Source organism: Virgibacillus chiguensis, from assembly GCF_900129865.1.
GTDB lineage: Bacteria > Bacillota > Bacilli > Bacillales > Amphibacillaceae > Virgibacillus > Virgibacillus chiguensis.
Window position 1 is genome coordinate 272,595 of sequence record NZ_FQXD01000004.1, and the last position, 15,592, is coordinate 288,186.

Sequence of the window (15,592 nt, forward strand, 5' to 3'; positions counted from 1 at the left end):
TCTTATTCATTTCCTCTTGTTGAAACAAACGGATTTTTTGATTATATCATAAAAATAAGAAAATAAAGGAATGTGAGGATATTGAAAGTGGAAGTATGGTTTTCTGTTGCCTTTTTGTCTAATTAATGATAAAATTCTTTCAATTAAAATTTATTAAACCTATATTAGATTATAATATTATAATTTAAAGGAGTTAAAGATGTTAATAGATAAAGAATTATCAATCCCTTTATATAAACAAATAAAAGATTACATAGAAAGAAAAATAGAACAAGGTGAATGGAGTGCAGGCTATCAGCTTCCCACAGAGAAAGAACTGGCGGAACAATTTCATGTTAGTACCATTACTGTAAAGCGTGCCATACTAGATTTAGTAAATGATGGATCGTTATACAGGCAAAGCGGCAAGGGAACATTTGTAAGCACTCATATGGAATACGATTTGGCAAAATTAGTTACGATGCAAGATGGAAGTGCGAGAAACAATCATCCGCATAAGACGGTTGCGTTTTCCGTTACTCAAGTTGATAACAATATAGCTAAAATCCTACATTTACATAAAGGAAATAAAGTAATTAAAATTCACCGCCTTAAATTACAAAATAAAAAGCCAATAGTCATTGAATACTCCTATATAAATGAAAAGCTAGTTCCAATGCTAAAACAAGCAGAAATTGAGAACGATTTATTATATAATGTATTTTCCAAAAAGTATGGTCTCCAACTGGATAAAGCAAAAGTATACATATCTACTATGAAAGCGGCTGAAGAAGAAGCCCAATTATTAAATGTTGAAAAAGGCCACCCTTTATTTGTATTAGAACGTCATACAACTGTGAAAGAAAAAGAAGTTATCGAATATTCAAAAATGATTATGCTGTTTGAAGAAGCCCATTACTATTTAGAGGTTAAATTATGATATTGAATCGTAGAATATATGCTGCTATTGACTCCAAATTCGTTTAACAAGTTAGAGGTATATACAGGGAAAAATTAAAATACAGAATACAAGTGAAGATAACACCTATTACGTAATGTACAAACGTTTAGTAGGGGGAGAAAGCATCTCCTACTCCTTATAGATTTATTATAAAAAACAGCAGCTTTTTTCCATAAGAAATAAGGTAATAACTTTTAATTATGAGTTAACCATGGGCAAAAGGGGGTAAGCGTGGGTGTAAGGTAAATGAATCATTGGCAATATACAGAAGGAAAGAATGCTTCAATATAAAGATATAATATTATAATATTATATCTTTATATATATAAATTTTCACGCGATTATTTTTTTGAAAAGTTAAAACTTTTTTAGAGATGGAGGTATTATTATGCAATTAGAAAAACATCCAATTACAGGTAGGAAAGCAGGCAAAGAAATTCAATTTCTATTTAATGGAGAGCTTTTAAAAGCTAAAGAAGGTCAAACAGTGGCGGCAGCTTTAATGGCAAACGGAATCAAAGAATTTGGTAAAAGTAGAAAGTTATTACAGTCTAGAGGGCTATATTGTGCAACAGGACGCTGTACGAATTGTTTTGTAACCATTAATGGATTAGAGCATTCCATAAGTTGTACGACTGTATTAGAGGATGGTATGAAGGTGGAATCGAATAATGCGGATCCAACAAGGAGGGAACCAAATGAAAACTGATTTATTGATTGTTGGGGGTGGTCCGGCCGGATTGAGTGCGGCAATTCGTGGGGCAGCAAGTAATATAGATGTTACGCTGATTGACGAATCCTTTACTGTAGGTGGGCAATTGCGACAACAAATTCAACAAGTAGATTCCTTACCTAAAGGCTATTCGCCTTCACGAGGAGTAGAAATATTAGCAAAGTTAGAAAAAGAAGTTTTACATTCTGATGTAAAAATTTTGAATAATCATACTATGGTAGGCACTTATGAAAATGGTGAAGTTGGTGTAACGAATGGAACAGATACGTTTCCTATTAGGGCTAAAAAATATCTTTTTGCCCCGGGTGCTGCCGAAGAAGCAATTATCTTTCCGGGCTGGACACTTCCCGGGGTAATGACTGCAGGAGCTGTGCAAATTTTACTTCACCGGGAGCTCGTTTTGCCAGGTGAAGAAGCCCTTATCGTTGGTTCTAATGATTTTGCGCTGGAAACAGCGCAGCAGTTAATCGAATGTGGCATTAACATAAAAGGTATTGTGGAAAAGGGGGACAAGGTTATAAGCGAAAATGTTGGTTTACTTTCTTATTTGAATACATACCAAATCCCTATTTATTTACAAAGTGAAATTGAAATGGTTACAGGAAAAGGAGAGATAGAGTCAGTTATTGTCCAAACAAATGAGACACAATTAAAAATGAAGGTTGATCTTATTTGTACAGCAAGTACTTTTTCGCCAATTGTAGAGACCTTTCAACTCATGAATTGCCATTTAATATACAAACATGAGCTTGGTGGATGGATCCCTATATATAATCAAGGGTTTCAGACGACGAATGACTCTGTATATGTAGCAGGCAATGCTGCAGGTGTTACTCATTTAGGGGCAATACTTTTGACAGGAGAAATTGCTGCTGTTCATGCTTTAGCGACTATGGGGAAAATTTCAAATGTGGATGATGTGTTAGATGAACTGTGGGAAGCATTATCATCTTTAGAGCAGGCAGAAAATATGCAGCGAAGATATGAAAATATTCAAGCGTATTATAAATTAAAGGGCTTGCCTCTGCCAAAAATTTAGAAGGAAAAAAGGGAGGAGCATTTTATGGATAATTCAACCATTGTTTGCCGATGTGAAGAAATCAATAAAGATGAAATCATTACTGCTATACAGTTAGGAGCGGAAACATTTGATGACGTAAAGCGTTTGACGAGATGTGGGATGGGGCCTTGTCAGTCAAAAATATGCTCAAATCTTGTTCGTGAAATCATTCATGAACAGACGGGGATAAGCTTATGTCAGTTAAAGCCGTCTAGAATGCGTGCACCACTTCGATTAATAAGGATGAAGACATTAGCTGATCATAGAACAGCTAACAAAGTGGCTTCCGTTCTTCAAGATTCTGAAGAAGGAGGAGTTTAGCAAATGAACAATAATTATGATGTAATCATAGTTGGTTGTGGGGTGATTGGTAGTAGTATTGCTTACCATTTGTCCGAACGTCAAAAGCATCGTGTGTTAGTAATTGATAAAGGGTTTCCACTGTCAGGAACGTCAGGTGCAACACAGGCATGGGTGTGGGTGCATAGCAAGACACCTTCTTGGTATGGAGAGTTGAGCATGTATAGTGCAGAACTATATCCGTTTTTAGAGCGGAAAATAGGGGATGTAGAATACAAGCGAACAGGTGGAATCGCCCCATTTTTTCATGAAGAGGACAGAAAAAATGCTGAACAGTTAGCGGAAAGTCAGGCTGAGGTTGGAATAGATATTGACGTGCTCAGCAGAGAAGCAGCGTTAAAAAAAGAACCGGCGCTTTCACCGGAAATTGTAGGAGCAACATTTAGCTCAATAGATGGGAATGTAAATCCTTTTCGTTTAGTGGAACTGTATATTAAAGCAGCCAAAAAACTTGGAGTGGATTTTTCTTTTTACAACCCAGTAGTCAATATGAAAAAACAAACAGACCAATATATTATAGAAACTAAAAAGGGAGAGTTTCGAGCACATAAAGTTATTATTGCCGCTGGTCCATGGTCTAAAGAACTTGGAGACATGCTTGATATACAAGTACCGATAAAGCAAGTTCGTGGACAAATATTAGTGACTGAACCATTAGCACCATTTTTAAAACATACCATTGGCGGTCTGAGACAGGCGGATAATGGGGAGGTGCTAATTGGCTATTCCAAAGAAGAAGTAGGGTATGATAAACGATCAACTGTAGATGTTTTGCAAGAAACCGCTAATATGGCCATTCATATGGTTCCATCTTTAGCCAATGTCAATGTCGTACGCTGTTTTGCTGGTATACGGGTAATGCCTTTGGATGAATATCCAATTATTGGTGAAATCCCTCAATTAGACAATGCTTACATAGCCGTTATGCATAGCGGTATTACGCTCTCTCCACTGGTGGGGACGCTGATGACTGAACTTATAGTTGATGGTGAAACTTCTATTGATTTGAATAGATACCATATGGGAAGATTTAGTCATTTACTAAGAAATAAGATGCTGTAAAACTCCCACTTTAACAATTGATGGTATAACAGCAAGTGGAAGAGGGATAAAACAGCGCTAGATTTTAAGATTAAATGTTAGGGATATAAGGGGAATAAATGGTTCGATTAATCTGTTTCAATGAAACGTTGATGGAGTTCATAAAAGGGGGAGAATTATGGAAGCGACATGGGCGATCATTATCGGATCGTTAATTATTTTAGGGATCGGATCAGCCATTTCGGTTTATGTGGGTAGAAAACAAAGTGGAAGTGAAAATTGGCTTGTTGGTGGTAGGTCTTTGCCAGTTTATGTTGTAGCTGGAAGTCAATTTGCTACAGGAATGGGAGGTGGGGTATTAGTCGCTCACATCGGAATAGGATATAGCGCAGGTTGGTCGGCTATTACGTACAATTTATTATATTCAATTGGGATTATTTTACTTGTGTTGCTTGCGGGATGGTTAAAAAAGCAAAAGTTCTCCACCTTACCAGATATTTTTAAAAAGCTGTATGGTAATAACAAAAAAATGTTAACAACAGTCACTTTATTGGCAGTTGTTGTACCATTTGGGTGGTTATGTACGCAATTAGTAGCATTTGCTAATTTATTTACAGAAATTACAGGAATCTCTTTTACTCTCTTAATTATTATTTTTGGGATCATTAGCCTTTGTTTTGTCTTACCAGGTGGACTTACGTCTGTTGCTTGGACGGATTTTATTTTTGGTTGTTTGATGTTGGCGGTTTCAATTGTGAGTGCGATTTATATGCTAAATATGAGTGGGGGATGGAGTAATATTGTTTCAAATGTACCACAAGAGATGATTGCTTTTCCAGAAGGGATGGGAGCTATAGGTGCATCAACTATTTTGCTTTGGACATTCGCTATTTTTCCTGGTGCACTAACGAATCAGATGTCTTACCAGCGTATTTACGCAGCGAAAAATATTAAAGTAGCTAAACAAGGATTTATAATCGCAGCTATAGTAGGGGTTGTATCAGGAGCTTGGGCGTCATTTATGGGCATCGCCATTTTGTCCCAGCAACCAGGGCTAGCTAATTCAGAGTTAGCGGCTGGGTGGTTTTTAACCCAAATTCCGACTTGGTTTTTAGCCATTTATGCCTCCTTTATTATTGCTACTATTATGTCTACAGTAAGTAGCGCTGTACAATCGGTAGTTGTAAATATTTCAAAGGATATCTATCAATCCTATGTAAACCCAGAAGTAAGTGAGCGAAAGCTTCTTTATATATCGCGATTGTTGTCTATATCAGTAGTTATTATAGCTGTTATGCTAGCAATATATTATCCGAGAGCTTTAGGATGGTTACAAGCTACATATGCTTATTCAGCCGCGGGTTTGTTGGTACCAATTTTTCTTGGTTTTATGTTAAGAAATAAGTTTTCTCTTACTGCTAAAGGAGCTTTAGGTGGTATTTTATTTGGAATTATTGGAGCCGCTTCTGCGCAAATCATGGATACAGTTGTTCCGTATGCAGTTTATGGTATTGGTAGTTCGTTGATCGGTTTTATTGTAGCGCATTTTTTATTTAGAGGCGGTCAAGAAGTTGGAGAAGAACAAAAAGAGGTCTTTGCAGAATGAAATTTCTGAATTGAAATAATTATCATTCTAAATTTCATGAAAATTTTCTACTCGTTCATTTATTTGCAACATATTTTTCAAAAGAATATAGTAGTGTACGGTTTTAGAACTGGATTCGGCAGATGTAGTATGAAAAGAAGAAGCGATAATTGAGAGAGCCTAATCATATTATAAACTAGGCTCTTCTCTCTTTTTATATTATAAACCTAATTCTTTTAGATCATTAACCATGGTGTCGATACTATCAGCTTGCACACCATTGTATTTTTTAATGACTTCCCCTTCAGGGTTAACTAAGAAAAAGCTCGTACCATGTGTTACTTGATCGTTGCCTTCGGGAGGGGGAGCGACCATGCTCTTAAATGATTTGATAGAAAACTCTTTGATCTTCTCAAAATCATAGCCTGTTAGAAAGGTCCAATTATCTAAATTTGCTTGGTATTCTTTAGCGTATTCTTTTAATACGTCAGGTGTATCATATTCTGGATCGACACTGAAAGATACAAATTGAATATCCATATTTGCTTCATTTGTCTTTTGTTGTAACTTTGCTAGATTAGATGTCATCGGTAAGCATACGGTTGTACAATTTGTAAAAATAAAATCAGCAATCCAATAGTTCCCCTTCAAGTCCTCTAAAGAAAGTTTTTCGTTATCTTGCGTAGTATACGTAAAGTCCATAACTTCTTCTGACATATTTGGTTCAATCTTTTCTTCTGCTCCACCACAAGCTGTTAGAAAAGCAGCTAATACTAGCAAAGCAACCCCTATAAACTTTTTCATCATCAACTTCCTTCCCATCTTGTTACCCCACGTATATTTGATGTTTAAAAGGTTATTTTAGAGCTTCAAATTGAAGTGGTTTGTCTCTCCGTTCAAGAGTTGGAGGTCCGCTGAGCATGAGTGTAATCAGATAATAGCAGCACCTACATCCCCTTTATTCAAAGGCTTTGGTTCTATCATACCTTTGTAGTACGAACGATCCTAAAGTGATGAAAGAAAACTTCCAATAATAAAGATCATGCCATTTCTTTCCCACATTTAACGCTTCAAAAAACCTTCTAACATCTGTTCACAATTTAAAACATAGTTTAACAAAATTGTACCAAGTAAACACTTCCATCGCAATATGGATATGTGAAGGAAAAATGACAACTTGTAATCGATGTTGATATGGAAAGCTCGGTTCATTTGTAACGTATATTTCAGTTATCTATTATTTCGATACAGCAATTCCTACGGTATTTTTACACCGATTTTTGTGCAGTGAGTAGATCGCAGACTTCTACTAAACTATCTACTACTCGATACGTTTTGATGTACATTTCTTCATCAGGTTCAACTAAATCAGGTACTACTATACAATTTATGCCAGCTTGATAAGCAGCTCTTAAACCATTTGGTGAGTCTTCTAACACCATTGCCAATTCTGGGGTTACATTTGCGCGCTTACATGCTTCAAGGAAAATATCAGGATGAGGTTTTCCGCGCGTTACTTCATCCCCACTCATATAAAAGTCAAATCTAGCTTTCAAATTTGTCATCGTCAAATAGCGATCAATCGTTTCTAATGAACTAGAAGAGGCAACACATTTTTTAATCTTTTGTTCATCTAATATATCAAGAAGTTCTGGAACACCTTTCATTATTTTTAAGCCATCGTTTTTTAATATTTTCTCAGATTCATAGAGATAGTCTTCCTCTATAAGGTTAAAGGAAAATTTTTCTCCGTATACGCTTTTTAACATTTTCTCATCTTCCTGGTTTCCAGCACCAATAATCTTACGGTATATGTCTAGCGTTAGGTTATACCCAGCATTTTTCATCGCCTTTTTTAAGGCTTGGAAGGCAATCCGTTCCGTGTCAAATAGTAAACCGTCCATATCAAAGATCATTAATTTTAATTGACTCATTGCATATCCTCCTAAATGAATGTAATATGTTTGTACTTTATTAGTACTGTTCTTAGTTAGTAACGAAAATATACAATCGGAACTTCTGTTGAAAGTAGCGTGTATTATTCTTTCAGCTTGATTATTAACGCACTTCAAGTATAGAAACCATGTTCATTATAGCAGTCATAAGAGCAACTAGCTAACATTTGGGTGAAAGGGAGGGGAAGAATAGTAGTATAATAAACTTAGCTAACATAGAAACGATATCACAAAGCTGTGAATTAGGAGGTATACACAAGTGAAAAGAATTGCGAAGGAAACCTATGTTTTGTCAATGTCACCAAAGAACAAGCCCGTAGAAACAGTTTTTTCAGGAGAAACAATTCTATTTGAAACGTACGATTGTTTTAGTAACGAAATGAAAAGTGAAGATGATTTATTCCACACCGTCGGGTGGGATAAAATTAATCCAGCGACAGGACCGTTGTTTGTGGAAGACGCCAGACTAGGAGATACATTAAAAGTGGATATATTGGATATTCAAATTGCTAACCAAGGCGTAATGTCCATCACACCAAAAATGGGGGCTTTAGCAGGTAGTTTTACTGATGAAAAAACAAAAATTATTTCTATACATGATGGGAAAGCTATTTTTAATGAAACTCTACAATTACCGATAAAACCTATGATTGGAGTTATTGGAACTGCTCCACTTGATGAAGATGTGCCAACAGGAACGCCAAAAGATCACGGTGGAAATATGGATTGTAAACGAATTGGAATAGGATCTTCCCTTTATTTACCGGTAAATGTAGAAGGGGCTCTTTTGGCAATGGGAGATGTACACGCAGTTATGGGAGATGGTGAGGTAGTTATTTGTGGATTAGAAATTGCTGCTGAAATTACAGTTAAAGTTAGCGTAATTAAAGGACAACCTTATCCACTTCCCTTTTTAGCTGATGACAAACACGTAATGACGATAGCGTCTCGTGAAACGCTAGATGAAGCTTCTAAGCAAGCAACGAAACATATGCATACTTTTCTTGTGAATGTACTGAAAATGGAAGCGCATGAAGCAGCAATGTTTCTATCTGTGGGAGCAGATTTAAAAATTTGTCAAATTGTTGATCCGTTCATGACATCGCGAATGGAACTTCCAATGTGGGTACTGGATAAATACGGTTATCAACTACTGTAGAGAACAAGTTTTACGATTTCTATGTGAAGAAGAGGTGGAGTGAAGGAAAAATAAGCATATAAAAATGAATGGTCTTTATTGAGAGAAATGGTAGGGGGAAAACTCCCCTATCCCCCTACAAGTGCAAGTCATTTTCTTTTTGCAGCGATTAAATGAATTGTATGTATCTGACCAGTATGATGTGCTTCATGGAATGTAGCAACTTTTGCTAGTCCGCCGATTGTATCTTGCCCTAGAAAAGGTTTTTCCAATGGCGTAGCAAAATATTCCGCGTCCAGTTTCATAGCACGCTCCATTTGTTGTTGTAGTTTTTCTCTTAATTCTGTAAGGGATGGCACATTATTTGGCCAATCAGCAGGTTTTGTACCGTTTCCAAATAGAGAAATAAATTCCTCTGGTAAATGCTTTGTTTGGTTCGGGAAACCAAATAGAAATTGCTCCGCAACAGTTAAAATATGTCCGATATGCCAATGTACCGTATTATTTAGTTCGTCTAATTGTTCGTCAATTAGTGATTCATCTAGCTTATCTAGTTCCATAAACAGCATGTTACGATTCAACGCAAATTGTTCAATTAAATCTTTACTCATTTTTCATCCCCCTATTTGCTCAATTTGAGATTAGTATAACAGAGAAGTTATAAGATGAATAGTTTTATACCTATATATGTATAAGAAATGTTGTTTTGATTTTTTACATTGATTTCATTGTTACTGATACTACCGAAAGCGAATTGCGGATTTGACACTTAGAGTTATTAGACATGTTCCCAGTCTGGAGGCGAAGTTTTAAGTACCTTAAAGGTAATGGAAGGAAAATGCTGGACATATGGTTTTATGTGCTGTAAGGTAGAAGGTAATAAAAATGATGAATATTTGAAATCGCTAGGGGTGCCATTTTTAATGGCTGAGATCAACGTGCAACGTTGGGACTCTTTGAACCTGAACTGGCTAACAAACCAGCGGAGGAAAGTGACTGTAAGACTATTTACTGTACATAGTCTTGCTTCTATATATGTGTATACATGTCACTTTTTCCGACGTTGGAGAAAGTGACATTTTTTGTTCCGGTCTAGGAAATTATAAAATTTTAGCAGCTGTGGTAAACTAACTAAGTTATTTAGCCACGTCCGGCTCCAGCGCCTTCAACTAGGCGACTTCGCGAAATTGCCCTACGGGATAAGTCATCATCGGTTCGTTCTAAATAGGAAGGCCGACTAAAGACGGGCTTGCCGGAGGGCGCCGACATACTCCTGTTGCAGGAGCATGCTTCCTAAAACTTTCGTTGATTCGTTCCAGTCGTTACGTTGCTAGCCGAGCGCTCCGAGCCTTTGTTCCACTATAAGAAAACCCTTGGAACGCATAAGGTAGTCTCTATCATCATGAAAAGCATTCGCTTTTCATGTCAAGATGTGTTGTATAAAAAGCCTTCCATTTTTCCACAAATCTGGATTAAACGAATAGGAGGGGACCTAATGCAATTATATGCGGTAACGAATGGAGAAACGGAAGAGACAAAATTAATCAGTACAATACTAGCAATTGCTCCTTTCGTAGATCACATCATTTTAAGAGAAAAACAGAAATCGAGATTAGAATATTTGCAATTTGTGCAGGTATTAATAAACAGCGGTGTTCCAAAAGAAGTACTTTGTATTCATACGCATGTTAAAATTCCGTTTTTAACGGGAGTAAATCAATTGCATTTACCTGAATACCGCACAAATATAGGGGAGATAAAGCGCTTCTTTCCCTCTTTAAGGGTGGGGAGTTCTGTTCACTCTTTGGAAGCGGCAAAATATGCTGAAGATAATGGGGCTGACTATGTGATGTTTGGACATATTTATCAAACAAACAGTAAACCAGGCATAAAACCAAGAGGATTATACCAATTGGAACAAGTCATTCATGCACTTACAATCCCAGTCATTGCAATTGGTGGGATAACAGGAGATAGAATATCCCATTTTAAAGATATTGGGGTAACAGGTGTTGCTGTCATGTCGGGGATTTTTAGTGCAACTTGTCCAAAGACAGCTGCCATGAGCCTACGTAAGGAGGTAGAGAAAATTGAAGGATTATTATGAAGTTGTCGTTGTTGGTGGTGGAATTATTGGTCATGCTGTTTCGTATCAATTAAATAAAAATAATGTAACTACCCTTGTTGTTGAAAAACAGCAAAGTGGAAGAAAGGCGACAAAAGCAGCTGCCGGAATGTTAGGTGTACATACGGAAAATAGTAATGCAAATGAGTTTTATAAATTATGTCAATCTAGTAGAGATATGTATCAGGAATTAAATTGGGAATTGTATGAACTAACATCCATCGATATTCAGTTAGCTTCTGGAGGCATGGTGGAACTTGCTTTTCATGAACAGGAAAAACAAGCAATAGAATTAAAGCGACAAGCTTTCCCAAATTTAGAATGGGTGGACCAAAGGCAACTGAAAGCATGGTATCCCATGTTAGGCAAAGAAGCGATTGCTGGCATTTACATGGAGACGGATGGGCACGTGGAACCCTCACGAGTTTGTGAAGCTTTTAAACAAGGGGCTATTGCAAAAGGTGGCAAGGTGAAAGAGGATTGTCATGTATGGAACATAAACCACGTTGGCAAAACTTTTCACTTGGATACAGATGAAGGTTTGATAACAGCTGAGCGCGTAGTAATTGCCACAGGGGCTGAGAGTGGGCGATGGTTTACGGCAATGGGGCTAGTTAATCCAATGATACCAGTAAAGGGGGAATGTTTATCCATTATTTCTAGTGGTATTCAGTTAAAACAGACACTCTTTTGTAAGGATTTTTACCTTGTACCAAAACGAGATGGTCGCTATGTTATTGGCGCAACTTCCGAACGTTATAATCAATCGTCCTATGTTTCTGTGGGAGGAATTGAATCTTTGCTAACACATTTTAATACTATTTTTCCATCTTTTCGTGATGCTAGGATAGATTCCTTTTTAACAGGTGTGCGACCTGGAACAGAAGATGGGATACCTGTTATTGGAGAGCATCCTTATTTACCAGGTCTTTATTATGCTACTGGGCATTATCGAAATGGGGTATTGTTGGCACCTGCAACGGCGCAATTAATTGGTGACCTAATAATGAATCAAAGCCAAAAAGCTATTGGAACCCTAGTGTCACCCCAGCGTTTAGCGATGGTTAATAGCTAAAACTAGAAAGATATTTCCGAAGATACGCACTATTAAGGCGAAGATGTATTTTATAAAAAACTAGCTTCAGATCAAGTTTTTTTATGGGGAGCCTATGTTTTGCTAGGATGATGCATTCACATTTTTGGCTTTTTCTATATTGCTATAAAAGAGAGGAGGATATGGTGTGGAACTGCACGTGAATGGAGAGACATTGCATTTTGCCAAAGATACGATGACAATGCTTGATTTGTTAGAAGCTTATGACATCGAAGAAAAAGTAGCGGCAGTAGAAAAAAACAAAGAAATTATTCGCAAAACAGATTATTCACAGACGAATTTGGAAGACGGAGATAGAATTGAAATTGTACATTTTGTAGGGGGAGGTTAAACCAATGTTACAAATTGGAGATAAAACATTTGCATCTAGATTACTGTTAGGAACCGGAAAATACCCCAGTTTTCAAGTGCAAAAAGAAGCGGTAAATGTATCGGAAGCAGAAATTCTAACCTTTGCTGTTAGAAGAATGAATATTTTTGACGCAAAAGAACCAAATTTATTGGAAGAATTAGATTTAAAGAAATATACCTTATTACCGAATACAGCTGGAGCTAAAACGGCTGAAGAAGCAGTGCGGATCGCACGTTTAGCGAAAGCATCTGAACTCTGTGATATGATTAAGGTAGAGATAATTGGATGTGATAAAACATTATTACCAGACCCATTTGAAACAATGAAAGCATCTAAGCTGTTACTTGAGGAAGGTTTTACCGTTTTAACGTACACATCGGATGATGTCGTGTTAGCAAGACAGTTAGAAGAAGCTGGTGTACATGCAGTCATGCCGGGCGCTTCTCCAATTGGCTCTGGGCAAGGAGTTGTAAATCCGCTAAATTTGCAATTTATTATTGAGCAATCGAATGTTCCTGTTATTGTTGATGCGGGGATTGGAGCAGCAAGTGATGCTAGTTATGCCATGGAATTAGGCGCTGACGGAATATTATTAAATACGGCTGTATCTGGAGCGGGTGATCCGGTTAAAATGGCAAAGGCGATGAAACTTGCGGTTGAATCAGGGCGATTGAGTTATGAAGCGGGAAGAATACCGAAAAAAACATATGCAACCAAAAGCAGTCCAGATACGGCGATGATAGAATGATAAAACAGCGTTACTCACGACAGGAGTTATTTGCTCCCATTGGAACAGAGGGTCAACAAAAACTAGCTAATAAGCATGTAGTTATTGTTGGAGCTGGTGCATTAGGAAGTGCAAATGGGGAAATGTTAGCTCGTGCTGGTGTTGGGAAAATCACCATCATTGACCGCGATTATGTGGAGTGGAGTAATTTAAGTAGACAACAGTTGTTTACAGAAGAAGATGCAGCGCACGCTCATACGAAAGCTAAAGCGGCATCTAGGCGGTTGCAAGCAATCAACACGTCCATTACAATTGAAGGAGTTGTTGAAGAATTTGCAGCCGAAACCGCAGAAGTATTTATGGAGGATGCTGATTTTGTAATTGATGGAACGGATAATTTCAATACGCGGTTTATTATTAATGATGCTTGTGCCAAATGGCGCGTACCTTGGGTATATGGAGGTTGTTTAACGAGTTATGGCATTGTTTTAGCCATTATGCCTGGAAAATCGCCTTGTCTACAATGTTTAATTGATCAAATTCCGCAGCAAGGGAGAACTTGTGATACGGTTGGAGTGATTGCTCCGGCTGTTCAAATTACCGCAGCATATCAAACGGCAGAATGCTTGAAATATTTAACCGGATACGAAATGTCGCAAGAACTGCTTAATTTTGATGTTTGGGAACGAAAGCATGTAGCAGTGAATGTAAGTCCGTTAATCAATCCATATTGTCCGTCTTGCTCCGCGAAGGCAACGTACCCATTTTTAATGAAACAACAAGGAATACAGACAGCCGTTCTTTGCGGAAGGGACACGGTGCAAGTACGTCCTGCACAAACCAATACATTGTCTATTCCTGCCTTAGCAAAACAGTTAAAACCGTTTTCAGATTCGATGAAAGATAATGGGGAATTATTAATTTTCACGATTAAAAAAAACCGTTTTGTTGTGTTTCAAGATGGTAGAACTTTAATTCACGGTGTAAGTGACGTAGAACAAGCAAAAAAGTTATATCAGCGTTATATTGGAGCTTAAACGATAAGCCGATAAGCCCCCTGACTTGTGGCTTCAGGGGGCTTATTGTTCATTTTACATAAAAATCACTTTTGTTAAGGTCGCGCAGGGAAACAACTCGCTTGCACGGATGAACGCCCGATTCTCTTCTAAACGGTTTGTGCTAAATGAAAATATAAAATGTTAAGTTGATATAGTATAAGTCCGAGTTTTGCTAATATTATGGATAACTATTTAGCTAGGAGGAGCTTAGGTGGAAAATGTAATTGAATTGACAGATGTCTCGTGGAAAAGAAAAGGGGAGCATGTTTTAGAACAAATAAACTGGCGCGTCGTCAAGGGGGAGCATTGGGCTATTTTAGGATTAAATGGGTCTGGAAAGACAACACTGTTACAAATGATTACTGGCTATATTTGGCCAACTACTGGAAGTGTTTCTGTTTTGGGAAAACCGTTTGGAATGACAGATTTACGACTGTTACGAAAAAATATCGGTTGGATAAGTTCTGCACTAAAAGAAAAACTAAAGGCCACGGATTTGGCTGAGGCAATTATTTTAAGTGGAAAACACGCTTCCATCGGTTTATATGAACAAATAGAGAAAACAGATATGGAACGAGTTACTACATTAATGGACCATTTAGGGATCGGGTATTTGCAAGGTCGAGCATATGGAACGTTGTCTCAAGGTGAAAAGCAGAAGTTGCTAATTGCTCGGGGATTAATGGCTCGACCACAATTACTTATTTTAGATGAACCAACCAATGGTTTAGATTTTTTAGCTCGAGAAGAATTGTTAGCTTTTATTCAGCAATTGGCAGAGCGGCAGGAAGCACCGACAATATTATTCGTGACGCATCATATCGAGGAAGTTTTGCCGATTTTCTCACATGTATTATTGTTAAGAGAGGGTACTGTTTTTCAACAAGGAAAAACGATAGAGTTATTGTCTTCGGAAACATTAACGCAGTTCTATCAACTTCCGATTGAATGTGACTTAAGAGATGACAGGTTATGGGTAAGAAAAAAGATGCAATCATTTCCGACCAGCTTGCATGAACAGGATTAATGCAGCGTTTAATATGGAACAATTTTTAACGTTTTTAGCCAAGAAGTCTCCATCTTCAAGCGTGTGAAGGGTGAAATCCCAGCGGTAAGGTGGAGATGAATTGGCTTTCGGTCAAGTACGTCTTTAGACGTGCTAATTGACCGAACGCATGTTACCATAAGAGCATGAAGTGTTCTTTGAAAACTGGATATATGAGGTTGCATGGAGAAACTAATAATGCGAAAACCAAGCGAATCCTTCCATGCGTAAAATATCCAAGGTACGAAAGAAACTCCGATTCGTCGGACATCTAGGGCAGGAACTTCCCGAAGTAACGCTCATGGAGACGAAAGGTTGCTTTCGTCGTGGAAATGAGAAGCTCCCACTTCAAGCGAAGC

General features: G+C 37.5%; 16 protein-coding genes and 1 riboswitch. Of the genes, 13 read left to right on the forward strand and 3 right to left on the reverse strand.

Annotation, left to right across the window (positions count from 1 at the left end; translation table 11 throughout):
- Positions 1-199: 199 nt before the first annotated feature.
- From BUB45_RS06965 to BUB45_RS06990, 6 genes are all read left to right on the forward strand, one after another.
- Positions 200-919, forward strand: coding sequence for a GntR family transcriptional regulator (locus BUB45_RS06965; RefSeq protein WP_073006671.1), 720 nt, complete (start codon positions 200-202; stop codon positions 917-919).
- A 409-nt stretch (positions 920-1,328) separates the two neighbouring features.
- On the forward strand, positions 1,329-1,649 hold the full coding sequence (locus BUB45_RS06970) for a (2Fe-2S)-binding protein (RefSeq protein ID WP_073006673.1): 321 nt from the start codon (positions 1,329-1,331) through the stop codon (positions 1,647-1,649).
- Positions 1,639-2,712, forward strand: coding sequence for an NAD(P)/FAD-dependent oxidoreductase (locus BUB45_RS06975; protein ID WP_073006675.1), 1,074 nt, complete (start codon positions 1,639-1,641; stop codon positions 2,710-2,712). The genes BUB45_RS06970 and BUB45_RS06975 overlap by 11 nt, the downstream gene beginning before the upstream one ends.
- A gap of 24 nt (positions 2,713-2,736) precedes the next feature.
- Positions 2,737-3,054, forward strand: a complete 318-nt coding sequence (locus BUB45_RS06980) for a (2Fe-2S)-binding protein (RefSeq protein WP_073006677.1) — start codon at positions 2,737-2,739, stop codon at positions 3,052-3,054.
- A 3-nt stretch (positions 3,055-3,057) separates the two neighbouring features.
- Positions 3,058-4,155, forward strand: a complete 1,098-nt coding sequence (locus BUB45_RS06985) for an NAD(P)/FAD-dependent oxidoreductase (RefSeq protein WP_073006679.1) — start codon at positions 3,058-3,060, stop codon at positions 4,153-4,155.
- 157 nt (positions 4,156-4,312) lie between these two features.
- Positions 4,313-5,740, forward strand: coding sequence for a sodium:solute symporter family protein (locus BUB45_RS06990; RefSeq protein WP_073006681.1), 1,428 nt, complete (start codon positions 4,313-4,315; stop codon positions 5,738-5,740).
- Between the two features lie 198 nt (positions 5,741-5,938).
- On the opposite strand, the gene BUB45_RS06995 is transcribed toward BUB45_RS06990, so the two are convergent.
- Together BUB45_RS06995 and BUB45_RS07000 are read right to left on the reverse strand one after the other, a co-directional pair.
- Positions 5,939-6,523 carry an SCO family protein gene (locus tag BUB45_RS06995; RefSeq protein ID WP_073006682.1) on the reverse strand — a complete coding sequence of 195 codons (585 nt, stop codon included), beginning with the start codon at positions 6,521-6,523 and terminating at the stop codon, positions 5,939-5,941.
- Between the two features lie 464 nt (positions 6,524-6,987).
- The gene (locus tag BUB45_RS07000; protein WP_073006684.1) at positions 6,988-7,653 is read right to left on the reverse strand and encodes an HAD family hydrolase; all 666 of its coding nucleotides are present in this window, start codon (positions 7,651-7,653) and stop codon (positions 6,988-6,990) included.
- 280 nt (positions 7,654-7,933) lie between these two features.
- Here BUB45_RS07000 and BUB45_RS07005 point away from each other — a divergent pair, with 280 nt between their 5' ends.
- On the forward strand, positions 7,934-8,833 hold the full coding sequence (locus BUB45_RS07005; protein ID WP_073006686.1) for an acetamidase/formamidase family protein: 900 nt from the start codon (positions 7,934-7,936) through the stop codon (positions 8,831-8,833).
- Positions 8,834-8,961: 128 nt separating this feature from the next.
- On the opposite strand, the gene BUB45_RS07010 is transcribed toward BUB45_RS07005, so the two are convergent.
- A complete protein-coding gene (locus BUB45_RS07010) occupies positions 8,962-9,423 on the reverse strand; it encodes a DinB family protein (protein ID WP_073006687.1) in 462 nt (153 codons plus the stop codon).
- 286 nt (positions 9,424-9,709) lie between these two features.
- Positions 9,710-9,820: riboswitch (TPP riboswitch) on the forward strand.
- 487 nt (positions 9,821-10,307) lie between these two features.
- Here BUB45_RS07010 and BUB45_RS07015 point away from each other — a divergent pair.
- The 6 genes from BUB45_RS07015 (at position 10,308) to BUB45_RS07040 (ending at position 15,215) form a co-directional block, all read left to right on the forward strand.
- On the forward strand, positions 10,308-10,919 hold the full coding sequence (locus BUB45_RS07015) for a thiamine phosphate synthase (RefSeq protein ID WP_073006689.1): 612 nt from the start codon (positions 10,308-10,310) through the stop codon (positions 10,917-10,919).
- Entirely contained in the window at positions 10,903-12,012 is a 1,110-nt protein-coding gene (gene thiO, locus BUB45_RS07020) for a glycine oxidase ThiO (protein ID WP_073006690.1), read from the forward strand. The genes BUB45_RS07015 and thiO overlap by 17 nt, the downstream gene beginning before the upstream one ends.
- A 166-nt stretch (positions 12,013-12,178) precedes the next feature.
- Positions 12,179-12,382: a sulfur carrier protein ThiS gene (gene thiS / locus BUB45_RS07025; protein WP_073006692.1), complete on the forward strand. Its 204-nt coding sequence runs from the start codon at positions 12,179-12,181 to the stop codon at positions 12,380-12,382.
- A 4-nt stretch (positions 12,383-12,386) separates the two neighbouring features.
- Complete coding sequence (locus tag BUB45_RS07030) at positions 12,387-13,151, forward strand: thiazole synthase (RefSeq protein WP_073006694.1); 765 nt, start codon at positions 12,387-12,389, stop codon at positions 13,149-13,151.
- Positions 13,148-14,167, forward strand: a complete 1,020-nt coding sequence (locus BUB45_RS07035) for a ThiF family adenylyltransferase (RefSeq protein ID WP_342068341.1) — start codon at positions 13,148-13,150, stop codon at positions 14,165-14,167. The genes BUB45_RS07030 and BUB45_RS07035 overlap by 4 nt, the downstream gene beginning before the upstream one ends.
- A gap of 232 nt (positions 14,168-14,399) precedes the next feature.
- Positions 14,400-15,215: an ABC transporter ATP-binding protein gene (locus BUB45_RS07040; RefSeq protein WP_073006696.1), complete on the forward strand. Its 816-nt coding sequence runs from the start codon at positions 14,400-14,402 to the stop codon at positions 15,213-15,215.
- The last annotated feature ends 377 nt before the right edge of the window (positions 15,216-15,592 follow it).